The sequence below is a fragment of the Actinomadura syzygii genome, assembly GCF_008085905.1.
Taxonomy (GTDB): Bacteria; Actinomycetota; Actinomycetes; order Streptosporangiales; family Streptosporangiaceae; genus Spirillospora; species Spirillospora syzygii.
Map to the genome: position 1 here is coordinate 80,742 of NZ_VSFF01000022.1, position 26,042 is coordinate 106,783.

22 protein-coding genes are annotated in these 26,042 nt (G+C 75.0%); 15 read left to right on the plus strand and 7 right to left on the minus strand.

The annotated features are described in order from the left end of the window. Nucleotides 1–21: 21 nt before the first annotated feature. Nucleotides 22–561 (plus strand): thioredoxin-like domain-containing protein, encoded by a 540-nt coding sequence (locus tag FXF65_RS42655; protein ID WP_222869056.1) that lies wholly within the window; start codon nucleotides 22–24, stop codon nucleotides 559–561. A gap of 8 nt (nucleotides 562–569) precedes the next feature. Here FXF65_RS42655 and FXF65_RS42660 read toward each other — a convergent pair whose 3' ends face one another. Both FXF65_RS42660 and FXF65_RS42665 read right to left on the minus strand, forming a co-directional pair. Next, the gene (locus tag FXF65_RS42660; RefSeq protein ID WP_222869057.1) at nucleotides 570–5,189 is read right to left on the minus strand and encodes a cation-translocating P-type ATPase; all 4,620 of its coding nucleotides are present in this window, start codon (nucleotides 5,187–5,189) and stop codon (nucleotides 570–572) included. 96 nt (nucleotides 5,190–5,285) lie between these two features. Continuing rightward, on the minus strand, nucleotides 5,286–6,428 hold the full coding sequence (locus FXF65_RS42665) for a helix-turn-helix transcriptional regulator (protein WP_148356194.1): 1,143 nt from the start codon (nucleotides 6,426–6,428) through the stop codon (nucleotides 5,286–5,288). Between the two features lie 177 nt (nucleotides 6,429–6,605). Between FXF65_RS42665 and FXF65_RS42670 the strand changes: the two genes are divergently transcribed. The 10 genes from FXF65_RS42670 to FXF65_RS42715 all read left to right on the plus strand — a co-directional run bounded on the left by FXF65_RS42670 (nucleotide 6,606) and on the right by FXF65_RS42715 (nucleotide 18,659). Beyond that, nucleotides 6,606–7,655: a hypothetical protein gene (locus FXF65_RS42670; RefSeq protein WP_187412831.1), complete on the plus strand. Its 1,050-nt coding sequence runs from the start codon at nucleotides 6,606–6,608 to the stop codon at nucleotides 7,653–7,655. Further along, a complete protein-coding gene (locus FXF65_RS42675) occupies nucleotides 7,648–8,955 on the plus strand; it encodes a hypothetical protein (protein WP_148356196.1) in 1,308 nt (435 codons plus the stop codon). Before FXF65_RS42670 ends, FXF65_RS42675 begins: the two co-directional genes overlap by 8 nt. A 46-nt stretch (nucleotides 8,956–9,001) precedes the next feature. Next, on the plus strand, nucleotides 9,002–11,494 hold the full coding sequence (locus tag FXF65_RS42680) for a P-loop NTPase family protein (RefSeq protein ID WP_148356197.1): 2,493 nt from the start codon (nucleotides 9,002–9,004) through the stop codon (nucleotides 11,492–11,494). Nucleotides 11,495–11,606: 112 nt separating this feature from the next. After that, nucleotides 11,607–12,008, plus strand: coding sequence for a nuclear transport factor 2-like protein (locus FXF65_RS42685; protein WP_148356198.1), 402 nt, complete (start codon nucleotides 11,607–11,609; stop codon nucleotides 12,006–12,008). Nucleotides 12,009–12,257: 249 nt separating this feature from the next. After that, nucleotides 12,258–13,094 carry an undecaprenyl-diphosphate phosphatase gene (locus tag FXF65_RS42690; RefSeq protein ID WP_148356199.1) on the plus strand — a complete coding sequence of 279 codons (837 nt, stop codon included), beginning with the start codon at nucleotides 12,258–12,260 and terminating at the stop codon, nucleotides 13,092–13,094. Nucleotides 13,095–13,118: 24 nt separating this feature from the next. Then, on the plus strand, nucleotides 13,119–13,862 hold the full coding sequence (locus FXF65_RS42695) for a dienelactone hydrolase family protein (protein WP_148356200.1): 744 nt from the start codon (nucleotides 13,119–13,121) through the stop codon (nucleotides 13,860–13,862). 14 nt (nucleotides 13,863–13,876) lie between these two features. Further along, nucleotides 13,877–14,185 (plus strand): DUF6295 family protein, encoded by a 309-nt coding sequence (locus FXF65_RS42700; RefSeq protein ID WP_148356201.1) that lies wholly within the window; start codon nucleotides 13,877–13,879, stop codon nucleotides 14,183–14,185. Nucleotides 14,186–14,263: 78 nt separating this feature from the next. Continuing rightward, nucleotides 14,264–16,549, plus strand: a complete 2,286-nt coding sequence (locus tag FXF65_RS42705; protein WP_148356202.1) for an ATP-binding protein — start codon at nucleotides 14,264–14,266, stop codon at nucleotides 16,547–16,549. 49 nt (nucleotides 16,550–16,598) lie between these two features. After that, the gene (locus FXF65_RS42710; RefSeq protein ID WP_148356203.1) at nucleotides 16,599–17,252 is read left to right on the plus strand and encodes a response regulator; all 654 of its coding nucleotides are present in this window, start codon (nucleotides 16,599–16,601) and stop codon (nucleotides 17,250–17,252) included. 129 nt (nucleotides 17,253–17,381) lie between these two features. Continuing rightward, nucleotides 17,382–18,659, plus strand: coding sequence for an alpha/beta fold hydrolase (locus tag FXF65_RS42715; RefSeq protein ID WP_148356204.1), 1,278 nt, complete (start codon nucleotides 17,382–17,384; stop codon nucleotides 18,657–18,659). Nucleotides 18,660–18,695: 36 nt separating this feature from the next. Here the strand turns inward: FXF65_RS42715 and FXF65_RS42720 are convergent, their stop codons facing one another. Further along, a complete protein-coding gene (locus FXF65_RS42720; RefSeq protein WP_148356205.1) occupies nucleotides 18,696–19,175 on the minus strand; it encodes a VOC family protein in 480 nt (159 codons plus the stop codon). A gap of 96 nt (nucleotides 19,176–19,271) precedes the next feature. After that, complete coding sequence (locus tag FXF65_RS42725; protein ID WP_148356206.1) at nucleotides 19,272–20,228, minus strand: DNA polymerase domain-containing protein; 957 nt, start codon at nucleotides 20,226–20,228, stop codon at nucleotides 19,272–19,274. 54 nt (nucleotides 20,229–20,282) lie between these two features. Between FXF65_RS42725 and FXF65_RS42730 the strand changes: the two genes are divergently transcribed. Continuing rightward, a complete protein-coding gene (locus FXF65_RS42730) occupies nucleotides 20,283–20,918 on the plus strand; it encodes an FMN-binding negative transcriptional regulator (protein ID WP_148356207.1) in 636 nt (211 codons plus the stop codon). A 39-nt stretch (nucleotides 20,919–20,957) separates the two neighbouring features. On the opposite strand, the gene FXF65_RS42735 is transcribed toward FXF65_RS42730, so the two are convergent. Then, complete coding sequence (locus tag FXF65_RS42735) at nucleotides 20,958–21,233, minus strand: sulfurtransferase TusA family protein (RefSeq protein ID WP_148356208.1); 276 nt, start codon at nucleotides 21,231–21,233, stop codon at nucleotides 20,958–20,960. 243 nt (nucleotides 21,234–21,476) lie between these two features. On the opposite strand from FXF65_RS42735, the gene FXF65_RS42740 reads away from it, so the two are divergent. Both FXF65_RS42740 and FXF65_RS42745 read left to right on the plus strand, forming a co-directional pair. After that, nucleotides 21,477–21,824: an STAS domain-containing protein gene (locus tag FXF65_RS42740; RefSeq protein WP_222869058.1), complete on the plus strand. Its 348-nt coding sequence runs from the start codon at nucleotides 21,477–21,479 to the stop codon at nucleotides 21,822–21,824. Between the two features lie 192 nt (nucleotides 21,825–22,016). Beyond that, complete coding sequence (locus FXF65_RS42745) at nucleotides 22,017–24,077, plus strand: alpha-1,4-glucan--maltose-1-phosphate maltosyltransferase (RefSeq protein ID WP_148356210.1); 2,061 nt, start codon at nucleotides 22,017–22,019, stop codon at nucleotides 24,075–24,077. A gap of 1 nt (nucleotide 24,078) precedes the next feature. Here the strand turns inward: FXF65_RS42745 and FXF65_RS42750 are convergent, their stop codons facing one another. Together FXF65_RS42750 and FXF65_RS42755 are read right to left on the minus strand one after the other, a co-directional pair. Next, a complete protein-coding gene (locus tag FXF65_RS42750) occupies nucleotides 24,079–24,933 on the minus strand; it encodes an STAS domain-containing protein (protein ID WP_148356211.1) in 855 nt (284 codons plus the stop codon). A 3-nt stretch (nucleotides 24,934–24,936) separates the two neighbouring features. Continuing rightward, entirely contained in the window at nucleotides 24,937–25,326 is a 390-nt protein-coding gene (locus FXF65_RS42755) for a hypothetical protein (protein ID WP_222869059.1), read from the minus strand. A 385-nt stretch (nucleotides 25,327–25,711) separates the two neighbouring features. On the opposite strand from FXF65_RS42755, the gene FXF65_RS45700 reads away from it, so the two are divergent. Next, nucleotides 25,712–26,042: alpha-amylase family glycosyl hydrolase (locus FXF65_RS45700; protein WP_246199501.1), on the plus strand; the 331-nt coding region annotated here is incomplete at its 3' end.

A 26,042-nucleotide genomic window follows, 5' to 3' on the forward strand; every position in this document is an offset into this window, starting at 1 on the left:
GCGGTGATCGTCGCCGGGGCCGTGAGCATCGTCGCGGGGAACGTCGTCGCGTACCGGCACGTGTCGCTCGCGTCCGAGCCCCGCATTCCGGGCGTGCAGCGGTACTCCGGGCTGGCCCGGACGCACACGACCCGCCCGGTGGTCTATCCGCAGACGCCGCCGGTGGGCGGGCCGCACGCCCCGTCGCCGCTCAACTGCGGCGTCTACCTCCGGCCGGTGCCGGCGGAGAACGCGGTGCACTCGCTGGAGCACGGCGCGGTCTGGGTGACCTACCGTCCCGACCTGCCCGCCGGTCAGGTGCGGACGCTGCGCGACCTGGTGCGCGGGAAGGGCTACCTGCTGCTCAGCCCGTATCCGGGCCTTCCCGCGCCGGTGGTGGCGAGCGCCTGGGGACGGCAGCTCCGCCTCGCCGCCGCGTCCGACTCCCGGCTGGCCGGGTTCATCGACGTGTACCGGCGCGGTCCGCAGACCCCGGAGCGCGGCGCGCCCTGCTCGGGCGGCGTCGGCGACCCGCTGTGGGCCGACCGGACGCCGTCGCGCGGCGGCCACGGCCACCGCTGACGGGCGGGTCAGCCCGCCCCCGCCGGGCCCGGCTTGAGGAAGCGGGGCGCGAGGGCGGCGGCGAGGGTGGCCGCGGCGGCGGACGCGGTGACGATCGTCCAGGCGCCGGGGCCGAGCGGCACGCAGCCGAAGAACTGGCTGACGCCCGGCGTCTCGACCAGCGCGAACAGCGCGGCGGCCGAGACGGCGCAGGTCGCGAGGACGAGCGGGCTGCGCCACCGGCCGACGAGCGTCTGCCCGAGCTGCGCGCCGACCAGCGCGGCGAGGCCCATCGTGGACGCCCGGCGGCGGCCGCCGGGGACGAGCCCGGTCAGCCGTCCGGCCAGCCAGGACGCCAGCGCCGCCGCCGCCGTCGCGGTGCCGCGCACGGCGAGCGCGCGGCGCATGTCCCGGCCGGTGAAGCCGCGCAGCGGGGCGCCGCCGAGCGGCGCGTCCCCGTCCGGGCCGGTCCCCGCCGGGCGCCCGGCGGGCGTGATCGCGACGGCGAGGGCCGGGAGCATGTCGGTGAGCATGTTCACCACGAGGAGCTGCCGGGTGCTGAGCGGCGCGTCGCCGCCGAGGGCCGTCCCGAGGACGGTGAAGGCCACCTCGCCCGCGTTGCCGCCGACCAGGATCGCGGCGGCGTCGCGGACGCTGTGCCACAGCGCGCGGCCCTCGCGCAGGGCGTCCAGGATGAGGGCGGTGTCGGGGGCGGTGAGGACGAGGTCCGCCGCGCTGCGGGCCGCGCCGGAGCCGCGTCCGGCGACCGCGATGCCGACGTCGGCGCGGCGGATCGCGGCGGCGTCGTTGACCCCGTCGCCGGTCATCGCGACGACCCGTCCCGACCTGCGCAGGTCCTTCACGATGCGGACCTTCTGCGCGGGCGACACCCGCGCGAACACCCCGGCGCGCTGCACGGCCCGCAGCCGCTCCGCGGCGGGCATCGCGTCGAGCTCGGCGCCGGTGACGACCCGGTCGGCGTCCGGGATGCCGAGCTCGGCGGCGACGGCGGCGGCGGTCGCCGGATGGTCCCCGGTGATCATGGTGGTGCGCACCCCGGCGCCGTGCAGCCGCCGCACCGCCTCCTCGGCGGTCGGGCGCGGGGTGTCGGCGATGCCGACGAAGCCGAGCAGCGTGAGGTCCCGGACGTGGTCGGCGACCCCGCCGTCCAGCAGGTCGGGTCGGGCGACGGGACGCTCGGCGACCGCGAGGACCCGCAGCCCCTCCCCCGCGAGGCGCCGCACGGTCGCGGCGGCGGCGCGCCGCCGGTCGGCGGTGAACGCCTCGGCGCGGCGGGCCGACCGGCGGACGCGCTCGCACCGGGCGAGCAGCACCTCGGGCGCGCCCTTGACGGCGATGACGGTCCGGCGTCCGTCCCGGCCGAGGGAGGCGGAGTAGCCGCGGGTGGCCTCGAAGGGCAGCTCCTCCTCCAGGGTCCAGCGGTCGTCCGGCAGGTCGGCGGCGCGGTCGAGCACGGCGCGGTCGGTGGCGTGCGGGGCCCGGCCGCGCTCCGGCGGCGGGCAGGCCCGCGCCGCGACCCGCAGGAGGCGCCGCCCCTCCGCGCCGGTGAGCGGCAGGGACCGCTCCTCCGACGGCGCCGGGCCGACGGCGCGGACCAGCCGCAGCCTGCCCTCGGTGAGCGTGCCGGTCTTGTCGAAGCACAGCGTGTCGACGCGGCCGAGCGCTTCGAGGGCGCGGGTGGAGCGGACGAGCACGCCGAGCCCGGACAGCCGCCGCGCCGCCGCGAGCTGCGACACCGTCGCGACCAGCGGCAGCCCCTCCGGGACGGCGGCCACGGCGACCGCGACGCCGGAGCCGAGCGCGTGCCGCAGCGGCAGCCCGCGCAGCGTGCCGAGCACGGTGACGGCCGCGCCGCCGAGCACGGTCGCGGGCAGCGCCTGGTGGGTGAGCTCCGCGAGCCGCGCCTGCATGCTGGACGAGGCGTCCCCCGCCCCGGCGAGGGCGGCGGCGCGTCCGGCCTCGGTGGCCTCGGCGGTGGCGACGACGAGCGCGACCGCGTCGCCCGCGACGACCGTGGTGCCCTCGTAGACCATGCAGTGCCGGTCGGCCGGGTCCGCGCCGGGCGACGGCTCGACGCTCTTGCCGACGGGGACCGACTCGCCGGTGAGGGTCGCCTCGTCCAGCTCCAGCGACTCGGCCCACAGCAGCCGCGCGTCGGCGGGGACGACGTCCTCCGCGCGCAACAGGATCACGTCGCCGGGACGCAGCCGCCCCGCCGTGACCCGGTCGGCCGGGGCGCACCTCAGCCGCTCGAACCCGCCGGTCGGCGGCGGGGTCGCGCGCAGCCGCCGGGCGCGGACCTGCTGGCCCAGCAGCAGTTCCCCGAGCGCCTTCTCCGCGCGCATGCGCTGCGCGCCGCCGATGAGCGCGTTGCCCGCCATGACGCCCGTGACGAGCAGGGCGTCCACGCTGGAGCCGACCACGGCGGACGCCGCCGCGCCGAGCGCGAGGACGGGCGTCAGCGGGTCGTCCAGCTCCTGCCGGACGGCGGCGGCGAGCCGCACGCCCGCGCCCGCCGGGCGGAGCACCGTCCGGTCCAGCAGCGGGACGTCCCGCAGCCGCGCCCAGGGCGGCGGTCCTGTTTCGCGTGTTTCCTCGGTGGTCGTGCCGGACAGCCGCCGGACGGCCTCCTCGGCGGTCAGCGCGTGCCAGGCGTCCCGGACGACCGGCGGCGGCAGCGGGCGGCCCCGCAGCCGCCGCGCCGCGACCGCGTTCGCCGCCATCGCGGTCAGCGACGCCGCGTACACGGGCGGGACGTCCCGCCACGACACGGCGGCCCGGCCGAGCGGCCAGAGCGGCCAGAGCGGAGCGGCCCGGCGGGGCGGGCGGCCCGCGATCAGCAGCGCTCCGAGCGCGGACGCGCTCATCGACAGCTTCGCCGCGCGGTCGCTGGCCCGGCGCGCCGGGCGGACCGCCGTCAGCAGCCGCCACGCCTCGCCGAGCCCCGGCCCGCAGGCGAGGTCGGCGTACCAGTCGGCGAGGCCGCCCGCGCGCAGCACGGCGACGCCGACGTCGGCCGCGCGGAGCGAACCGTCCCACCCGGACGACACGGCGAGGACGACGTGCCCTTCGCGTTGCAGCGCCCGCACCGAGCCCGCCGCCTCGGCCGCGTCCACCGGCGAGTCGTCGCCCCAGGCCACCAGCTCGCGGGTGCTGGCGTGCTCGGTGAGGACGACCACGTCCGCCGCGTGGTGCGCCGCCGCCAGCAGCGCCTCGGCCAGCGGGTCGAGCGCGCAGCCGACGCGCACGCGCCCGTGCCGGGCGCCGTGCTCGTCGAGCAGGTCGAGGGTCGTGCCCTCCGGGTCGGCGGGCGCGCCGGACGGGGCGTCCGCCGCCCGGACCAGCCGCCAGCGGCCGCCGCCCTCCCACGGTCCGGGACCGGCCAGGTCGCCGGGGTCGCGCCCGGTGACGAGCGTTCCGGCGGCGCGCCACACCCCGCCGTCGTCGAGCGCGTCGCCGACGGCGACCGCCGAGAGGAGCCGCAGGTCAGCGCCGCACAGGGCGGCGGAGTCGATGACCACGGCGGTGACCCGGTCGAGGCGGCGCAGCGCGGACGGGTCCAGCACGACCGTCCCGCGGCCCGCCAGGTCGTGGCCGAGCACGGCGGCGAACGCCTCCCGGCCGTGCCGCGCCGCCTTCGGCACGGTCGCCAGCAGCAGTTCGGCGGCGGCGGACGCGTCGCGCGTCCCGGCGAGGACGCCCGCGCCGCCGAGCAGGTCGCCGAGCGCCGTCCGGCGCCCGGCCCTCTCGACCGGGCCGTCCGGCAGCGGGCACGGGCGCCTCGGCCGCGGGCCGCAGTCGGCGGGCAGCTCGCCCGGCCGCGCGAGGTGCGGCTCGCGGCGCCGCCACGCGGCGCGGCGCGCCCCGATCTCGTAGCGCTGCAGCACGCGGTGCGCGGCGTCGGCGGCGAGCGGCGCGACGCCCTGCCCGCCGCCCTGGGCGACGGCGTTCGCGATGCCGAGCAGGGCGTCGGCGCGCAGCACGCCGAGCCGCCGCTCGACGGCGGTCCGGACGCGGGGCAGCGCCTCGGCCGCCGACACGGCGGCGCGCACCGGGCTCGGGACCGGCGGCAGCGCCACCAGCCGGCCCGCGACGGCCACCGCGGCGCCCGCGCAGTCCGCGATGAGGGCGGACGTGGCGGCGGCCCATGCCATGTCGTCGTCGGGCGGGCGGGCGTGCGCGCCCTCGTCGAAGGAGGTCGCGCCGTGCGCGTCCTCGACCGCCTGGACGGCCTCGACCAGCGCGTCCAGGCCGACGTCGCCCTCCGCGTAGGAGACCAGCACGTTCCCGGTGACGGCGTTGACCTCGGCCCAGTCCACGCCGTCCAGGCGGCGCAGGGCGCGGGTCAGGGCGTGGACGTAGCGGCGGTGCCGCGTCCCGTGCCCGGCGAGGCCGTTGACCTGGATGTGCGCGCGCCCGCCGTGCGCCCACACGTGCCGCCGGGGGCCGCCCTGGGCGAGGTCGGCGAGGATGCGGACGGCGCGGCGCGGGCGCCGCACGACCGGTGCGCGCACGGCGGACGCCGCGCCGCGCGCGGCCAGCCGCACCGCCGCGTCCCCGGCCGTGACCGGGACGCTCAGCCCCTTGACCAGTGCCGTCGCGGCCAGCGACGCCCCCGGAAACGCCACCCGCCCGTTCCCCCCGTCCACGGCGGCGTGATCATCGGCCGCCGACGAACGCCGGGTACCCGGGGCCCGGCCGCCCAAACTCGGGCGCGGGCGCGCTCAGGCGGGGTCGGGGGCGGGCGGGCGGAGCAGCCGTCCGTCCGTCGACAAAGGCGGTGCGGGCCGGGAGAGTTCCGGAAGGTAATGGCGGAAGAACAGGTCCGCGATCAGTTCTCTCCCGTTGCCGACTCCGGCCTTTTCGAAGATGGCGCCGAGATGGTCCTGGACGGTATATAGGGAGAGGCCGAAATGCGCGGCGATCTCCTTGTTGGAACGTCCCAGTAGCAGTTGCTGAGTGATCTCGCGTTCGCGCCGGGTCAGCCCGTAGGCGGCGAGGACGATCGCGGTCAGCTCGCGCGGCTCGGGCGGCCCGATCGACACCGCGACGAGCGACTCGGCGGCCTTCTCCACCGACCAGGCCTGCAGCGACACCCAGCCGCCCGACCGGTCCGGGGCGTGCGCCCGGACGGCCCCCGCGCCCTCGTTGCCCGCGCGGGCCGCGACCGCCGACACCACGTACGGGCAGCCGCCGTGCGCGGGACGGCTCTCCTGCAGCCGGTCGAGCCACAGCCGCGCCGTCGGCGTCATCGACCGGACGGCCAACCGGGCGTCGAGCATGATCAGGCCGGGCGCGTCCGGCACGTCGCCCCGGTCGATGCCGGACAGCAGCAGCGAGCGGCGCAGGACGGTCGACGCCGGCGGGCTCAGCGCGGCGGCCGCGGCGAGGTCGTCCGCCCCGAACGGCGGCGAGCCCGCCTCCCGGCAGAACACGAGCAGGCCCCAGGTGCGCCCGGCGTCGCGGAGCAGGACCCGCAGCTCGTCGGCGAGGCCGAGCGGGCGCAGGATGTCGCGGTAGTACTTGCTGTCGTCGAGCCGTCCGCGGGTGGACTCGCTGAGCAGGCTCACCGGCCCCGGCCTGCCCGCGAGCGCGCGCAGGTTGTCGACGTCGTCCTGCTCGCCGTGCTCGATCTCGAACAGCCGCGGCATGACCTCCTGCGGGAAGCCCGACTCGTGCTGCCCGCCCGTGTCGAGGAGCGTCGACGGGTCGAGGAGCACGCCGCACCACACGTCCGCCGGAACGGCGTCCAGCAACGCGCGGGCGGCGCGGTCGACGACGGCGAGCGCTCCGATATCCGGGAGTAAATCGCGTTTGAGATCGCGCACAAGGCGCGGGGGGTCTTCGCGTGAATGCCGCCTTCCCATGAACGGGATCCTATGGCACCCCCCAGATGTCTGGGATTGGTTTCCCACTGCGTTCTCCTTAATGTCGGAGGACGCATCTCAGGCGGCGCTCGGAAAAGATGATCAATTCCTCTGGGAAATCCGCGCGGCAGGGACGCGAAGGGGATGTACGGGGCGCGAGCATGGGGGCGGACGCGGATGCTGCATCAGGTGACGACGTCGGTGCTCGGCGCGTCGGGGTCGGGCAAGTCGACGTACCTGCTGGCCCTCTACGCCACGATGTCGCGCGGCGTGAACGCCTGCACGCTGCACGAGGTGGACAGCAACCGCGACGTCGAACTCTCGGACGGCTGGCGGGACCTCGGCGAGTCCGGTCGGCCGCCCGAGCAGACCGGCGCCGCGCCCCGGCAGCACGTCTTCGTCTACTCGCGGGACATGAAGCGGCTCGCCAACCTCCACTGGACCGACTTCCGCGGCGGCGCCCTCGCGAGCTTCGTCGGCCCCGACGGGTCGCCGGACGCGGCCGACATGCTCCACCAGGTGTCGCTCGCGCACGGCGTGTTCCTCGTCGTCGACGGCGAGCACTTCCGCAAGCCGATCGCGCCGAACCAGCGGGAGGCGGTGGCGCGGGACTCGCTGCTCCAGCGGATGTCCAGCGTCCTCACCGACACGCTGACCGGGCGCACCGAGACCGGGCGGCCGCTCCCGGCCATCACGATCCTGATCACGAAGGCCGACCTGATCGAGTGGAACCTGCCGGGCGCCTCGCGGCGGCTGGAGGACCTCGTCGCCGAGATCCGGAGCCTGCTGCCGGTGGCGTTCCAGCAGCGGGTGTGCACGGCGGTCTGCCCGGTGAGCGTCGGGCCGCTGGAGAGCGTCGCGTCCGGGGCGGTGCGGCCGGACAGCGTCGCGCCGGACAGCGTCCACCTGCCGGTGATGTTCACGCTCGCGCACTTCTACCGGCAGGAGCGGGAGGCGCTCGGCGAGCGGCTGCGGGCGCTCGCGGCGGAGCGCGCGGCGGTCGAGGGCGAGCTGCGGACGCTGCCGCCCGGCAGGTCGCGGACGCTGGCGGCCCGCCGGGACCGGCTCGTCGGCGCGCTGCGCGCCCTGGACGAGCGGCAGGCGACCGCGGCCCACTGGCGCGGGCGCTGCGCGACGGAGGCGGAGGCGCTCGTCCCGATGCTCAAGCACCTGATGATCTACGACGGCGGACGGCTCGCGACGTGGGCGGGAGTCGGCCGTGGCTGACCCGTTCCGGCGGCCCGCGGCCCCGCCGCGACGCCCGGCGGCCGGCCGCGTGACCGCGGGCTGGGCCCCGGTCCTGTACGGGCGGACGCGGAGCGCGGACACCTGGTGGCGCGTCGTCCCGGAGGGCGTGGACCAGCACGGCTGGCTGGACGGCGCCGTCCAGGCGGCGGTGGCCGACGGGACGGGCCTGCGCGACGGCGCCCGCTTCCTCTTCGCGCAGAACGGCGTCCACCGGATCGTCGGGGTGGCGTGCCGGGCGTCCGAGCTGAGCGACACCATGCGCTCGGACGGCGTCCGGGAGATGTACTGCTTCGTCGGCTGGCTGACGGAGACCGGGCCGGGCGGCGGAGCGCCCGGCCCGGAGTGGGCGCGGTTCGAGCGGGAGTACCGCGCGTGGGCGGGAGCCGTCTACGCGCGGTGGATGGAACCCGTCTGGACGGCGCCCGCGAGCACGCTCCGGCGTCCACGGCGGGCCGCGGCGGAGGCGGCGCCGTGGCCGGAGCCGGTCCGGCGGGCGACGGGGCCGGTGGGCGGCGCCCGGTTCGTCCCGCCGGAGGGGTGGGCGGACCTGTGGGACGGCGCGGGCGCCGGCACGGCCCCGGTGACCATCGTGCTCGGCTGGCCCTCGGCCGACCGGGCGCGCGGGGACGCCGTGACCCACCTCGGCGTGCTGCGCGTCTCGGCGGACGCGCGGCACGCGCCGGCCTCCGCACCGCCCCGTCAGGCGGTGCCGCCGTTCGCTCCGGCGCGGCCGGGCCCGCCGCACATGCCGCCGGGGCCACCGCATCCGGCGCCGCATCCGTCGCCGGGGCGGTCCCCGACGCCGGGGGCGCCGGTCGCGGCGCTGGCGCTCGCGGCGGGCGGCGCGGTCCTCCTCGGCACGGTCGCGCTGATGGCGCTCGCGCTCTCCGGAGGGGACGAGAAGCCGAAGACCGTGCCGATCACCAAGGCCGCGACCGTCCAGCCCGGACACGGCCTGACGGTCGGCGCCGGGCTGCCCGCCGACCTGACCGGCGCGCTCCGCTACGAGGGCGGCAGGCTGACCGCCGCCCCGAAGACGGCGGCCGTCCCGAAGACGGCGGCCGCGACGCTGCCGAACACGACCGCGCCGTCCGAGCGGGCGTGCGACGACCGGCTGCGCGAGAGCGGGGCCGCGCTTCCCGCCGGAAAGATCGGAAAGGTCGCGGGCCTCGGCGTCTGCCTGCGGACCGGGGCGTCCGGACGGCTGGCGTTCGTCCGCGTCGACGCCGAGCGGAAGAAGACCCTGGACGTCACCGTGACGATCTGGAAACACGGCTGACGCGCGTCCGGACACGTGGCGGCGGGCCGGGGAGGCAGGGGCGGAAGTGGACGGCCGGGAGATCCAGACCAAGATCGCGGCGGCGCTCGCCGCGCGGCACGGGCAGCGCGACCGGGCCGAACGGCTCTTCGAGGCATGGCAGGCGCTGTCCGACCGGTTCGGCGCGCTCGTCGCGCTGGCCGAGCACGCCCAGGTGGAGGCCGCGGGCGTGCGGTACGGCGGCGAGCCCGGCACCGAGCTGACCGCCGCCCTGCGCGCGTTCCTCGACGGCGGCAACGCGCGCCGCGTGCAGGCCGGGTTGGCGGAGGCGGCGGAGCGGGTGCGCGCCGTCCGCAGCCGGGCCGCGCGGCCGACGCTCAACATCGGCGTGATCGGCCAGACGCAGGCCGGGAAGAGCACGCTGCTGCGCACCATCTCCGGGCTGTCCGACCTCGGCGCGGACGTCCTCCCGACCTCCGACGACCTGCTGCCGACCACCGCCGCGCGCAGCCGCATCCACAACTCGCCGTCGCCGCGCGCCGAGGTCGTCCTGCGCTCGTTCGAGGAGTTCAGGGAGGTGTACCTGCGGCCCCGGCACGAGTCGCTCGGCCTGCCCGTCCCGGGCACGCTGGAGGAGTTCGCCGCGTTCCGCTACCCGACCTGGGACGAGTTCGCCGGACCGGCCCGCGCGACCGGCCGGGACCTGCCGTCCAACCAGGAGCACCTCAAGCGGCTCCGCGAGGCGCAGACGGCGCTGCCCCATTACCGGCCGCTGTTCGGGACGCGCGACGTGCTGCGGATCGGGCTGCAGGACGTCCCCGACTACGTCTCGTACCCGCCCAACCCGGCGCCGCCCGACGCGGAGCGCCGCTACCTCGCCGTCCGGGACGTGCGGATCTACTACCCGTTCCCGAACACCCCGGTCCGCGACCTCGCGCTGATCGACCTGCCCGGCACGCAGGAGCGGGGCCTCGACGTCGCCCGCCAGTTCCTGTTCGACCTGCGCAACGACGTCGACCTGCTCATCCAGGTGAAGCGGCCGGCCCGGATCAACGTGATGTTCGCCGCCGCCGACAGCGACCTCCAGGACCTCGCGCACGAGGCCCGCGCCGGGGTGCCGCTCGGCGACTTCATGTTCGTCCTGCTGAACCGGGACAGGATCCGTCCCGACCTGGACGACGACGACTTCGCCAAAGCCGTCGCCGAGGCCGAGGACGCGGTGCGCCCGCAGGGCATCCGCGTCCTCAAGGGCGACCTGATCGAGCGGGACGAGGTGCGGGAGCGGGTGCTGCACCCCGTCCTCGCGCACCTCGCCGACAAGCTCGCCGCCATGGACCGCGCCGCCCTCCAGGACGCGCGGGAGACGACCGGGCAGGCCGGACGGGACGCCGACGCCGCCGCCGAGCGGCTCGCCGCGGGCGTCCGGCGGGCGCGCGGGCACCTGGTCAGCGACGACCAGCGGCTCGCCGAGCTGGTCAAGGGCATCCGGCGGCGGCTCGCCGGGGACCTCGCCGAGATCCGCGACCACTACCTGGCGCTGATCCGGGAGGGGCGGCGCAGCGTGGAGCTCGACGCCGCCGTCCAGGGCGCCGCCGCCGAGGTGCGCGAATGGCTCGCGGACGGGTTCGGCGACGGCGGGCACGACGAGTGGCGCGCCCGCGTCCGCAACGACATCCTGCTGCTGCCGCGCAAGACCGTCGAGGAGGAGTTCATCCGCGCCCGGCACTTCGTCGCCGGGACGTTCCGCCGCGTCGTGGACTCCTCGCTGTCCGCCGCCATCGCCGAGCTGCAGCGGGCGATCTCCACCGCGCTGTGGGCGCACCTGCCCGACGGCGCGGCGCCCGCCGACCACACGCTCGGCGCGTTCGCCGAGGCGCTCCGGGAGCAGGGGCTGCCGGGGCTGGCGACGCCCGTCCGCGACCTGTCGGAGCTCAGCGTCGGGTACGGCGACCAGAGCCTGTTCCTGCGGATCGTCCAGCCGATCGTGGTGGGCATCGACGTCGAGGACCCGCCGTCCGCGCCCGGAGCGGCGCCCGCGTCCAGGCCCGGCCCGCCGGCCGCGTCCCGGCGGGACACGATCGCGGACATCAACGTCGAGATGGAGGTGCCGCTCCCGCTCTGGATGCCGGGCAACGTCAGCGTCGGCGCGCGGATCCCGGTCCGGCGGCCGGGCGGCGGCGGCCCGCGCGGGCTGTCGGCGGCGTCCGCGCAGGACCTGATCCCCGCCGGGCAGAGCGCGGAGGAGACGACGCGGTGGCTCGCCGACACCCTCACCGGCGTCGTGGACGACGTCGTCGGACGCCTCGTCACCGCCCTTGAGGCCGAGTCGCTCGCCGCCGTCCGGGCCCTGTTCGCCTGCGCCGACCAGTTCCTCGACGGCTTCCTGCGGCACGAGGACACCGACCAGGAGTTGCGCGAGCTGTGCCGCCCGCACCTCGACCGCGCGACGCCCGACGACGGCCCGGCGCGGCTGTCGGCCATGGCCCGCGACATCGGCGCGAGCGCCGACGCGGTCCGCGAGGCGTTCGCCGCCTACCAGGGGTTGATCCACTCCCTCTGACCCGTCCGGCGCCCTCGGGGACGGCCGCACCACCGGTGGGTGGCGCGCGGCCGTCCCTTCTGTCAATATTCTTGGTGTTGGATAGTCAAGGATCTGACTACAAGGCGTACGCATGCATCCCTTCCGAGCGGCCGCCGAAGCCGGCGACCAGCGGGCGATCGAGGCGCTCCTGGCCGACGACGTCGTGTTCACCAGCCCGGTGGCCTTCAAGCCCTATCCCGGCAAACCGATCACGGTGGCGATCCTGCGCGCGGTGCTGCGGGTCTTCACCGACCTCCGCTACTTCCGCGAGATCGGCGCTCCCGACGACCGCGACCACGCGCTCCTGTTCGAGGCGAAGGTCGGCGACCTCACCATCACCGGCTGCGACTTCATCCGGACGAACGACGCGGGCCTGATCGAGGACCTCACCGTCATGGTCCGGCCGCTGTCGGCGGCCAACGCCCTGGCGGACGCGATGGCCGCCGAGTTCGACCAGGTCAGACGGGAGGTCGCCGCGGCCGCAGCCGACTGACGCGCTGACCGCCGAGTCCCAGACCGCGTTCCTCGCCCCGTTCCTCACCGAGTTCCACACCGCTTCCCGCGCCGCCCGGGCGGACGCCGCCGAGACGGAGCGTCCGGCCGGGGCGTGGCGTGCCCTCGCCGATGTCGCGGCGCGCCGGGTTAATGAACTGTGAAGATGTTCCCGGCGGCGCGTCGCGCACGTCCCGGTGGGCAGTAGGCTCGCCGGGCAGCGGGCGCAGGCCGGGAGGGGAATCGGGTCGTGAGCGTGATCAACATCGGGCAGGCCGTGGTCCTGGGGATCGTGGAGGGCCTGACCGAGTTCCTCCCGATCTCCTCGACCGGGCATCTGAAAATCGCCGAGGGTCTGATGGACATCCCGGTGAAGGACGAGTCAGTCATCGGCTTCACCGCCGTCATCCAGTCCGGGGCGATCGCCGCCGTGCTGGTGTACTTCTTCACCGACATCGTCCGGATCGTGAAGGCGTGGGGACGCGGGATCGTCAACCCGTCCGAGCGCTACCACCACGACTACAAGTTCGGCTGGTGGGTCATCTTCGCCACGATTCCGGTCGTGGTCGTCGGGGTCGCCGCGGACGGCCTCATCCACGGCCCGCTCGCGTCCCTGTGGGTGGTCGCGGGGTCGCTGATCGCCGGCAGCGTCGTGATGTGGCTCGCCGACCGGTACGGCAAGCACAAGCGCGGCGAGGACGACACGTCCTTCACCGACGCGATGCTGATCGGCAGCTCGCAGATCCTCGCGATGCTGTTCCCCGGGTTCTCCCGGTCCGGCGCGACGATGTCGACCGGGCTGCTGCTCGGCCTCGATCGCGTCGCCGCGACCCGGCTGTCGTTCTTCCTCGGCATCCCCGCGCTGACCGGCGCCGGGATCTACGAGCTGCCGAGCGCGCTCGGCTCCGGGGCGGGCACGGCGCCGCTCATCGTCGGCACCGTGGTGTCGTTCGTCGTCGCGTACGCGTCGATCGCCTGGCTGCTGCGGTTCGTCGCGCGGCACACCTTCACCTCGTTCGTCGTCTACCGGATCGCCGTCGGGCTGCTCCTGTTCGCACTTCTCGGCGCGGGAACGTTGAACGCCTGAGCCCCGCGCGGTAAAGCGGGGATCATGAACGATGCGATATGGGCCGGAACCGTCACGACCGCCGGGCACGAGGGCGCCGAACTCGAGGCGTACCTGGCGCGGCCGCTGAGCGACGTCCCGCGCGGCGGCGTGGTCGTGATCCACCACATGCCCGGCTACGACACCGGGACCAAGGAGTTCGTCCGGACGTTCGCCGCGCACGGCTACGCGGCGATCTGCCCGAACCTGTACTCGCGGGAGGGCGCGGGCGTCAGCCCGGACGACCAGGCCGCCGCCGCCCGCGCGAAGGGCGGCGTCACCGACGACCAGCTCGTCGGCGACGTCGCCGGTGCCGTCGTCCACCTGAACTCGCTCGACCACGCCAACGGGAGGGTCGGGGTGATCGGGCACTGCTCGGGCGGACGGCAGGCGTTCCTCGCCGCGTGCTCCCTCGCCCTCGACGCCGCCGTCGACTGCTACGGCGCGTTCGTCGTCAACGACCCGCCGAGCGACTACCCGACCGCCGCCCGGTCGATCGTCGCCAAGGCGCCCGACCTGTCGTGCCCGCTGCTCGGGCTGTTCGGCGAGGACGACCGCAACCCCGCCCCCGACGAGGTCGCGGCGCTCGACGCGGAGCTGACCCGGCTCGGCAAGGAGCACGAGTTCCACACCTATCCGGACGCCGGGCACGCCTTCTTCGCGGTCGAGCGGACCGCGTTCCGCCCCGCCGCCGCCAAGGACGGCTGGGAGAAGATCTTCGCCTTCTACGGCCGCCACCTGGGCGCCTGAGAGGAGTCACCCCCATGTGCACCTACCAGACGATCAAGGTGGCGCTGGACGGCGCGGCCAAGGGCGCGAACGGCTGGTTCACGCTGACCGACGGCGCGGTCTACGTCGACCATCCGTTCCACGCCTGCCACGAGCACACGGTGAACATCGACTTCACCAACCCGGGCGACGGGCCGTCCGCGCGGGTCGCGGTCGAGCTGACCGAGGAGGGGGCGCTGGCGCTGGTCGCGGCCATCCAGGAGGCGCTGGCCGCCGCACCGCCCGGCCTCGCATCCGTCCGCGCCTCCGCCCGGGTCACCGCCGGGACGGCCGGCGCGGGCTGACCGCGCGGGGCGCCGCCGCGCAGGCGGTGCCCCGCCGGGGGGCTCGGGCTGACCGACGCCGCGAGTAGGGTGCGAAACGTGAAGTGGCCACGGCGAGGGTCTGCCGTCGCCGAGCCCGCCCGGACGCCGACGCCCGGCCCGCGAGACCTGCTCCCGGCCGCGGCCGTCGTCGTCGCGCAGGCGCTCGTTTGGACGGTCCCCGGCGCGTCGTCCGCCCTCGCGCGGGTCCTCGCCCTCGGATCTCCGGGCCTCACCGCCGGGGCGGCGACGGTCCTGGTCACGGCGCTCGGCACCGGCCTCGCCGCCGGATCGCTCGCGGCGCGCCGGATCGCGCCCGGCTGGGCCCTCGGCGGCGCGCTGGCGGCGGCGCTGCTCGCCGCGTGCGGCGGCGGAGCCGCCGTGGGATGGCCGTTCGCCCTGGTGATCGCGCTGCTCTCGCTCGCCGTGCACCGCACGGCCGGGCTCGCCGCCGCCGGAGCCGCCGTGACCTCGCTGTCCGTCGCCGGGGCCGCCGCCGTCGCGGGCGCGGCCCCGCGGACGGTGGCGGGCGCCGGGCTGCTCGCGGCGGGCGGCACGGCGATGCTCTGGGTCCTCGGGAGGTCGCGGCGGCGCGGGCGGGCGGGCCGGTCGGCGCTCGCCGCCTACCGGGCCGGGGCGCCCGCCGTGCCGAGGTTCGCGGCCGACGCCGAACGCGAGCGGCTGATGGCCGAACTCCACGACGTGGCCGCGCACCGGCTCACCGGGATCGTGGTGTCGGCGGGCGCGGCGGCCCGCCTCGCCGATCCGGAGCTGGCGGCGGAGGCGACCCGCCATGCCGCGAGCGCGGCCAGGCAGGCGGTGGCGGAGCTGGACCGCCTCATCGAGACCGCCGGGACCGTCACCCTCGACGACATCGACGCGCTGGTCGCCGAGCACCCGTCCGTCGACTACCGGCGCACGGCCGCCGCCGCGCCGCCGGACGTCGTCGCGGCGGCCCACCGGGTGGTGCGCGAGGCCCTCACGAACGCCGTCCGGTACGCCTCGGGCGCTCGCCGCGTCCGGATCGAGGGGACCGCCGGGAACCTCACCGTCACGGTCACCGACATGGGCGGCCCTCCCGCCGCGCCCGGCCTCGGCACGGGGCGCGGCCTGGCCGGGCTGCGCTCCGCCACGCAATCCCTCGGAGGTTCGTTCTCGGCGGGCCCCGACGGCACCGGCTGGACGGTCCGCGCCGAATTCCCCTTGCCGGGGAGCCTCCCGGAGCACCGGGACGAACGGCCACGCGCCGGGCTCACGGCGTTCCTGGACGGGCCGGGCGGCTGGCGCGGACCGGCCGCGCTGGACGCGGTGCTGGTCGTGCTGGCGGTCGCGCTGTCCCTCGGCGCCGCGCTGCCGCCGGGAGACGACCCCGATCCCTTCTCGTCACCCCTTGTCGGGACGTCGCTGGCGCTGCTGTTCGCCGTCCGCGCGTTCCCGCTCTGGTGGCGGAGGCGTGCTCCGCGAGGCGCGCTGACCATCGCGCTCGCGACGCTCCTGGTGTGGCTGGGGCTCGACCTGGCAGGTTGGCCCGGCCCGCCCCTCAGCGACGGGTTCCTCTGGTACTGGTGGGTCGAGCTGGCGCTCGTCTACGCGGTCGCCGCCTTCCGTCCGGGCGGCCGGACCTGGCCCGCTCCCCTCGCCGTCGCGGCCGTGGGCGGGGCGGTCCTGGCCGGCGGCGACGGCATCACCGGGAACCGCGTGGCCGCCTGGGCGGTCCTCGCGGCGGCGCTCGCGGTCCCGTGCTTCGCCGTCTGGGCGCTCGGCGCGCACACCGCCGCGCGCCGGAGGCGGCGGGACGCGGTCGCCGCGCGGGACCGCGCCCGGCTCGACCGGGAGGTCTCCGCAGCCGCGGCGGCAGAGCGGCGGCGGATCGCCGACGGGCTGCGCCGGACGGCGCGGCGGCACACGCGGAACGCGGCCGACGAAGCCGACGCGGGCCGCCTCGACGGCGTCCGCATCGAGGCGAAGGCGGGGCTGGCGGCGCTCCGCGAACTCCTGGCCGACCTGCGGGCCCGGGACGACGGCGGCGACCCGCCCCCGACCGTCGACGGCATCGCCGCCCTGGCGGGCAGGCGCGGCGCCGCCGTCCGGTTCGCCGGGGAGCGCAGGCCGCTGCCGCCCGCCCTGGAGGTCGCGGCGTACCAGGTGGCGCGGGAGCTGCTCGCCGACGGAGACGCGGTCACGGTCGCGTTCTCCGGACGGGGCGTCACCGTGTCCGGACGGGCGCCGGGCGGCACCGCGGCGGAGCGGCGGCTGCGCGCGCTGACGGACGCCTGCGGCGGTACGCTGACGATCGCCGACGACGGCGCGGCACGGGGATGGCTGCCGGAGGTGTCCCGCCCTTGATCGAGACGACCGGTGCGGGCCGCCCGGCCGGGCCCGGCGCGGTGCCCGCGTGATCCGCGTGGTGATCGCCGACGACCAGGCCGTGGTGCGCGCGGGGATCGCCGCCATGGTCGGGGCGGAGCCCGACATGACCGTGGTCGGCCAGGCGGGCGACACCGAGACGGCCGTGGCGCTCGTCGCCTCGCTCCGTCCCGACGTCGCGCTCATGGACATCCGCATGCCCGGCGCCGGGGGCCTCGCCGCGACCACCACGATCACCGCCGACGTCCCCGCGACCCGCGTGGTCGTGCTGACGACGTTCGATCTCGACGAGTACGTGTTCGCCGCCCTGCGCGCGGGCGCGGCGGGGTTCCTGCTGAAGGACGCCGACCCGGAGCGGGTGATCGACGCGGTGCGGCTCGCCGCGCGCGGCGACGCGCTGCTCGACCCGGCCGTGACGGGGCGGCTGATCGGCCGCTTCGCGGGCGGGCCCGGCCCGGCCGAGGCCGAGCGGCTCGCGGCGCTCACCCCCCGCGAGACGGAGGTGCTCCGCCAGGTGGCGCGCGGCCTGACCAACGTGGAGGTGGCCGCCGAACTCGGCATCAGCGCGGCGACGGTGAAGGACCACGTCGCGGCCGTGCTCGGGAAGCTCGGCGTCCGCGACCGGGTGCAGGCGACGATCTTCGCGTACGAGAGCGGCCTCGTCCGTCCCGGCATCCGCTGACGCGCGCCGGGGCCGTCCCGCATCCGCCGGACGGCGGGGTGGAGCCCCCCGAACCGGGGGGATCGGGCCTCCCGCAATTGGGTCTGCGGTACCGCGATCTGTGCGTTTCCCGCTTCTAGCGTGGCGCGCATGTCACGTACCGTGCTGCGCCGGGTGTCCGGCGCCCTCCTGCTCCTCGCCGCCGCGGTGGCGGCCCCGCTCGCCGGTGTCGCGGGGTTCTTCGGCCTCGCGGCCGTCACCGCCGACGTCCCGCTGCTCGCGGTCGTCGGGCTGCTGGTCGTCGCGGGCGCCGGGCTGCTGCTCGGGCTCGCGGCGTTCGCGCTGCTCGGGGTGCGGCGCAGGCGGGGCGCGGCGCTGCTGCTCGGCGCCGCTCTCACCGCCGCCGTGGCCGGGATCGCGTCGCTGACCGTGTTCCGGCCCGGGTCCCTCGCCCCGATGGCCGCGCCGCCCGCGGGCGTGCGGTTCTGGAACCTGCCGACCGGTTCGCGGATCGCCTACGTCCACGCTCCGGCCACCGGCGAGCCCAGGCCGACGCCCGTGGTGTTCCTGCACGGGGGGCCCGGAACCCCTGGCGAGGGACTTCCGGCGGCGAGCTCCGCGCTCACCGCGAGCGGCTTCGACGTGTACGCCTACGACCAGGTCGGCGCCGGACGGTCCACGCGCCTGTCCGACGTGACCGGTTACACGGTGGCGCGCCACGTCGCCGACCTGGACGCGATCCGTGCCGCCATCGGCGCCGAGAAGATCATCATCGTCGGGCAGTCCTGGGGCGGCTCCCTCGCCGCCCAGTACCTGGCCGCCCACCCCGATCACGTCGCCAAGGTGGCCTTCACCTCCCCCGGCGGCCTGTGGCTTCCCGCCCTCCCGGACGGCGACGCCGACCCTTCGACGCGGCTCAGCCCGGCCCGGAAGAAACGGTACGACGAGCTGACGTCGTCCCCGCGACTGCTCGCCGCCGCCCTCCTCCTCGGCGTCAACCCGAACGCCGCGCACGCCCTGGTCGGCGACCGCGAGGCGGACGAGCGCTTCCACGAACTCGGCCTCGTGCTGAAGGACGTCTCCTCCTGCCCCGGCGCGCCGCCGCGGACGCCCCACGAGAACCGGCAGGGCTTCTACGTCAACCAGGTCACCAGCAGGGACTTCGAGAAGGTGCCGGATCCCCGTCCCGCGCTGCGGCGGGTCCGGGTACCGGCGCTGATCATGCGCGGCGAGTGCGACTACGTGGCGTGGGCGGCGACCCGCGACTACCGCCGGACGCTCCCCGACTCGACGCTGGTCATGGTCAAAGGCGCCGGTCACGCCATCGCGGGCGATCGACCCGCCGTCTACACCGATCTCCTGCGGGCCTTCCTGCTCGACCGGCGCCTCCCGCTGCCCGCCTACACCTCGGACGATCCGCCCCGCTGACGCGGAGCCATCCGCCCGGCCTGCGCGGGCGGCGCGTCAGCCCGCGTGGGCCGCGCGGAGCCGGGCGATGTCGAGCTTGCCGTGGGTGGAGAGCATCTCCTTGGAGGCGCGCTCCGCCTTGGCCGGGTCGGGGTCGCTTATCAGCTCGTACAGCACGGTCGGGACGACCTGCCAGGACACGCCGTACTTGTCCTTCAGCCAGCCGCACTCGGACTCCTCGCCGCCCTCGGTGAGGCGGTCCCAGTAGTAGTCGACCTCGTCCTGGTCGGCGCAGTGGACCTGGAACGAGACCGCCTCGTTGAACGTGAAGTGGGGCCCGCCGTTCAGGCCGACGAACTTCTGCCCGTTGATCTCGAACTCGACCGTGAGCACGGAGCCCGGCTCGCCGCGCATGCCCGGGCCGACGCGCGTGACGTCGCCGACCTTCGCGTCCTTGAAGATCGAGGCGTAGTGGTTCGCCGCCTCCTCGGCCTGGTCGTCGAACCACAGGCACGTGGTGAGTCGCTCGCTGGTCATCGTTACCTCCCGCTGTCGGGTGCCGTTTCACCAGAACAGACCGGGCGTCCCCGCGAAACTCATCGGGAATCGCGCGACGAATTTCGGGGCGATCGCCTAGGACGAGGCGTCGCGGCGGGCACGGGCCCGGCGTTTCCCCTCGTGCATGGCCTGGACGCGGGCGATCGGGATCGTGTGCCCCTCCGCGATGAGGTCGTCCGGAAGGCGCTGCGGCTCGGGCATCAGCTCGGCCCACGGATCGCGGTCGGCGACGAGCGCGGCGGCGTTCCGGACGGTGAAGTCGGACGGCGCGACACCGTCGAGCCCGTCCCACGGGACGGGGAACGACACCGGCGTGCCCGGCCGGATGCGCGGGCTGTACGCGGCGACGACGGTCGCCCCGGCGGCCCGCGTCGAGTCGAGGAACACCTTCCCGGCGCGGTCCTCGCGGATGAAGGCAGTCGTGGCGAGCGCCGGGTCGAGACGCTCGGCGCGGGCGGCGAGCGCCCGGGTGGCGGCGGCCACGTCGGCGGCGGGATGCGCCTCCAGCGGGACGAACACGTGCACCCCCTTCGCGCCGCTCGTCTTCACCGCGCCGGACAGGCCGCAGTCGTCGAGCGCGCGGCGCACCAGATGGGCGGCGCGGACGACCACGTCGAACCCGCCGGACTCGGGAGGGTCGACGTCCATGACGAGGTGGGTCGGCGTCTCCCAGGCGCCCGCGCGGACGAGCGGCGGGTGGTACTCGACGGCGCGCTGGTTCGCGAACCACAGCAGGGTCCGGCGGTCGCCGCACACCGCGTAGGACACCTCGCGCTGCGACGTCTCCGCCCACACCGTCACCGTCTCCACCCAGGACGGCGCGTACTTCGGCACGTTCTTCTGCATGAACGGCTTCTGGCCGCGCAGCACGCGCTTCACCGACAGCGGGCGGTCGGCCAGCTGCGGGATGACGCGGTCGGCGACGGCGTCCAGGTAGTCGACGAGGTCTCGCTTGGTGGCGTCCGCCCCTGGGAACAGGGCCTGGTCGAGGTTCGTCAGGCGGACCCCGTCCCGCTCCTCTTCTGCGCTCACCCGGCCAGCTTCGCACGCGGCTCCGACGAAAGATCGTCGAGTAGTGTCACGACCATGTACGTACCGGCGCATTTCTCCGCTGACGACACGGAGGTCAAGGAGCTGCTGGCCGGGTGCGGTGCGGCCGATCTCGTCACCGTCACCCCCCGCGGACCGGTGGCGACGTTCCTGCCCGTCCTGTACGACCCGTCCGCGGGCGAGCACGGCGCGATGCTGGCGCACGTGGCGCGCAACAACGACCAGTGGCGGGAGCCCGGGTCCGGCGAGTCGCTGCTCATCGTGCACGGGCCCGACGCCTATGTGTCGCCGTCGTGGTACCCGTCCAAGGCGGAGCACGGCCGCGCCGTGCCGACCTGGAACTACCTCACTGCGCACGTGTACGGGCGTCTCGTCGTCCATGACGATCCCGCGTGGGTGGAGTCCATGGTCCGCCGCCTCACCGAATTGCACGAGGACGGCCGGACGCCGTCCTGGTCGGTGGACGACGCCCCGTCCTCGTTCATCGCCGGGCAGTTGCGCGCCATCGTGGGCCTCGAACTCGTCATCACCCGGATCGAGGCGAAGTCGAAGATGAGCCAGAACCGTCCGGAGGCCGACCGGGACGCCGTCGTGGCGGCATACCGCGCGCAGGGCGACACGGTCATGGCCGAGGCGGTGCGGGCCGCGTCCGAGCGGTCGGCGGGGCGGTAGCCGGAGCGGTAGCCGGGCCTTGTCTCGGCGGCGTGGCGCTCAGCGCGGGCGCCACGGCGACTCGGTCGAGGTCGGACGCGCGTCCGCCGATACCCGGAGCGCGTAGGTGGGCGGCTCGGCGCCGTCCACCGGGCCGAGGTAGGCGTGGCCGGTCAGGTGACACCACGCGGGGAGGTCGATGGGCGCGGCCGGGTCGCTCGCGATCAGGTGGATGACCGTGCCGGGCGCGAGGCCCGCGATGTGCCCGCGCAGTTCGAGGAGGAGGCGCACGCAGGAGCGGTCGCCGCCGTCGATGACGACTGGGTCCGAGCTCATTCCGGCCTCCCCCGGCCACGCTGCCCCGGCTGTTCCCGGAACCTAGCAGCTGTGGGTGGAAATATAGGCGTTTGCGGCGACAAAGCACCCCGCCGGGAGGCCGGTGAGCTGGGTGATCGACGTCCCAGACTTGACCGTTCCTTTCAGGTTCCTCCCAGGATCGCGGCTTACAGTCGCAGGGAGAAACCCCCAGTGCACTTCGAGGTGAGGGAACCGGTTTTGGGGCTGACGATGGATCTGGGCGTGGCGCGAGTGGAGATCACGTCGACCTGCGGGACGCTGACGTTCCCGGACGAGGTCGACCTGAGCAACGGCGAGGCGGTCCTCGAACAGGCCGTACGGCTCCTCGACTCCGGCGCCCCGGCCCTGATCCTCGACCTGACCGGCTGCACGTTCTGCGACTCCAACGGCCTGAATGTGATCACGCGCTCGCAGATGCGGGCGACCGAGCTGGGCGTGCCGATGTGGGTGGTGCTGCCGCCGCGCGGCATCGTCCGCCGGGTGTCGGACGTCGCCGGGCTGCAGCGCCGCGTCGCCATCGCCCCCGACGTCGCGACCGCCCGCGAGGCCCTCGCCGCCGCGCGCCGCTGACGGGCGCCCGTGCCAGAAACCAGCTTGGATCGGCGGATCCGCACCTCACGGACATAGGGCACGCCGGGCATGGCGGCCGCGGGTGATCTCTTTACATGATCTTGCAGCGGCGGAGGCGGCGGGAGGTTGCGGACGGGGCATGGATGTCTGCGACCGAAGCCGGGGACGGCGCCGACGAGCGGAAGCGGGCACATGCAGGTGAAGCTGGAGGCCGAGCTCGGTCGCGTTCCGATCCTTGATGTGGCGCCGGTGGTGGGGTGTGGGCGGTGGCCTGCGAAGGCGGTGGTCGGGGAGACGGTCGAGGTGTCGGCGACGGTGTTCCGGGAGGGGCACGAGCGGTTGGGCGCGGCGGTGGTGCTGCGGACGCCGGAGGGTGAGGAGTTGCCGGGTGAGGTGATGGCGGAGGTGGCGCCGGGGTTGGACCGGTGGGCGGGGCGGGTGACGCCGACCGGGGTGGGTTCGTGGTCGTTTCGGGTGGAGGCGTGGGGCGATCCGATCGCGCATTGGCGGCATGACGCGCGGATCAAGGTGCCGCGTGGGCAGGACGTCGAACTCATGCTCACCGAAGGATCCCTGCTGTACGCGCGAGCCGCGAACGGCTTGCCCGCGAAGGACCGGCGGGTGCTCGCCCGCCTCGTCCGCCTGCTGCCGGACGGGGAAGAGGACGCGCTCGAACGCCTAGCCGCCGCCGAAGACCCCGCCGTCCTGGACGTGCTGACCCGTCATCCGCTGCGTGACCTGCTGACCGTCAGCGACTGGTACCCCCTGGCCGTGCACCGGCAACGAGCCCTGTTCAGCGCCTGGTATGAGTTCTTCCCGCGCTCGGAGGGTGCGACGGTGGATCCGATGGGGCGGCGCGGCCCCATCTCCGGGACCTTCCGCACCGCGATGAAACGCCTCCCCGCGGTCGCCGACATGGGTTTCGACGTGGTCTACCTGCCACCCATCCACCCCATCGGCACCACCCACCGCAAAGGCCCCAACAACACCCTGGACGCAGGTCCTTACGACCCGGGCTCCCCGTGGGCGATCGGCTCGCCGGAGGGTGGGCACGACGCCATCCACCCCGACCTCGGGACATTGGAGGACTTCGACGCCTTCGTCGAATACGCAGGCTCCCACGGGTTGGAAGTCGCGCTCGATCTGGCGTTGCAGTGCTCGCCCGACCATCCGTGGGTGGTCGAGCATCCCGAATGGTTCACCACCCGCGCCGACGGCACGATCGCGTATGCGGAGAATCCGCCGAAGAAGTATCAGGACATCTATCCGCTCAACTTCGATGACGACCCCGATGGGCTCTACACCGAGGTCCGCCGGATCATTCACCATTGGATGGACCACGGGGTGCGGATCTTCCGCGTCGACAACCCCCACACCAAACCCGTCGCGTTCTGGGAACGACTCCTGGCCGACATCCACACCACCGACCCCGACGTCCTGTTCCTCGCCGAAGCCTTCACCCGCCCCGCCATGATGCACACCCTCGCCAAAACCGGCTTCCACCAGTCCTACACCTACTTCACCTGGCGCAACTCCCCCCAAGAACTCCGCGAATACTTCCAAGAACTGGCAGGCCCGGCAGCGGCATACATGCGGCCCAACTGCTTCACCAACACCCCCGACATCCTCTCCGAGTATTTGCAGCACGGCGGGCGGGCCGCGTTCCAGATCCGCGCCATCCTCGCCGCCCTCCTCTCACCCTCCTGGGGCGTCTACACCGGATACGAACTGTGCGAGAACACCCCCGTCCGCCCCGGCAGCGAGGAATACCGCGACTCAGAGAAATACCAATACCGCCCCCGCGACTGGAACACCCCGACCACCCTCGCCCCACTCCTCACCACGTTGAACACCCTGCGTAACACCCACCCCGCGCTGCAGCAGCTCCGGAATCTGCATTTCCACGATGTGGACCAGCCGGAGCTGCTGGCCTTCTCCAAACGGCACCTGGACGACGTCGTCCTCACCGTGATCAACCTCAACCCCCACCAGGCACGCGAAGCCACCGTCCACCTCGACCTGCCCGCCCTCGGGCTCCCCGACGACCCCGACCACCCCTACACCGTCACCGACCAACTCGACGGCGCCGTCTACACCTGGACCGGTGCCAACTACGTCCATCTCGACCCCCATACCAAACCCGCACACATCCTGACGATCCAGCAAGCGGACGAAGGACGTGTGCGGGCCGGTGAGAGCCGTGCCGCGCGAAAGCGCGTCCGGCGGGGAAACGGGAATGGAAGCGGGAGTTGAGTCAGGCCGGTTCGGCGCTGAGCCGACGGTCCTGGCCGGTGCGGCAGCCGGTGAAGACCGAGCCGAGCCCCTCCCGGTCGATGATCTCGCGGAGCCGGGCGGGCAGCGCGGGCAGCGACAGGCAGCCGCCGTCTGCCGCGACGCGCCAGCGGATGCCGAGCAGGATCGGCAGCGGGTCGCAGCGGACGCCGAGCCGCTCGTGCATCCGCACCATGAGATGCCGCAGGTTACGGCCCTCGACCATCGTGGTCAGCGTCTCGCCGAGCCGCGGCACCGTGGCCTCGTCCAGCACGCCGGAAAGGTGCACCACGGTGTGGTCGCCGTCATCGGCCGCGGACGTGGTGATCGTCAGCTCGGACGGCGTCGCCGGCTCGGACGGCGCGAGCGGGTGCGGTGTGAAACCGGCGTCCCCCGGGTGCAGGGCGCGGATCGCGTCCAGCACGTGCGAGGGGTCGGCGTCGCCCGGCCCGCGCGCGGGGACGGGCTCGGCGGTCGCCGTCGCGACGTCCGGGAAGACCGGGACGAGCCGCGCCAGCCCGGTGATCCGCAGTGCCCGCCGCACGTGCGCGGCCGGTGCGGGCACCACGGTCCGCAGCGCGCAGCCGAGCAGCTGCGCCCGGGTCTCGGCGCGGGCCAGCAGGACGAGCCCGGCCGCGTCCAGCAGCACCGCGTCGCCGAAGTCGACGACCACCCCGCGGCGCCGCCCGCCGCCGGACTCGGCGGCGAGGGACAGGGCCTTGCTCACCCCCTCCCGGATCCCCGCGTAGTTCTGCCAGCTGATCTGCGCGGGCAGGCTGAGCACGATGAACCCTCGCCGGGTCTCGATGCTCAGGCCCGGCACGGTCGTGTCCTTCATGCGTCACATCCCGATCGGGGTTCTCGTGGCCGCGCGGGCGGACCGGCACGGCGCGGACAGGTCGGCGGGCCCGGGCGACGGCGGCCCGGCGCGCCGCACCGGCGGCGCGGCGGCGCGGGCCGCGGAGGCGTGGGAGCCGGGCGGACTCGACGCGGGCCGCGCGTCCGGACGCCGCGCGTCCGGATACGGCGGGCGGCCTCCCCGCACGACGCCCGTCAGCCGGGACGCCGCGAGCCGTTCGATGATCCGCTCCTCGGGCCGCACCCCGAGATGGGCGCAGCAGCACCACAGGTCGTCCACGCAGCGGCGCACGTTCTCTGCCGGGACGTCGGCGAAGCGAACGCGCAGCCGCGCCACGAGGTCCTCGCGCGTCGGTACGACCGATGGCGACATCTCCCAGCGCTTCACTGTCCCTCCGATCGCTTTTGGGACGGAAACGGATTTTCCGTCCGAACTGAGTAGAACCCGTCGTGATGACGGGTTCTGAGCTTGGAAGCGACCTACCCGCGGCTTCCGGCGAAAAAAGCGACGAATCTAAAAACCCGGACATGACACAACCGTCGCGCGGCAAGCGTTCGGAAGCGTCCGCGGCGGCGGAATCGGCGGGATCTCCCCGGCGGCGGGGTCTGGAGCATCCCGGGGCGCTCGGCTGCGGAGGCGGCGGCGACGGTCACGCTCTGTACTGAATCTTTGACGGATGGTTGCCGGTCGCGAACGTCGTTCCGGCGGACGGGGGGAATCGCTGATCTAGATGTCTCCAACGCACCCGGGGTGACCTATGCACGGCCAGCCGACGCACGACACGCGCACCACGTCCGACCAGGTCACCGCCTTGGGGACGGAGACATGCCCGCCGGACGCCCGGACGGTCCCCGATCCGTACGGGGCGCACACACGGAGCACGCCGCATTGGTTCAAGACGGCGGTGTTCTACGAAGTGTCGGTCCGAGGGTTCGCCGATTCCAACGGCGACGGCTACGGAGACCTCCGCGGCCTGATCAACAAACTCGACCACCTGCAATGGCTCGGGATCGACTGCCTATGGCTGCTGCCGATCTACCAATCACCCCTCAAAGACGGCGGCTACGACATCTCCGGCTACACCCAGA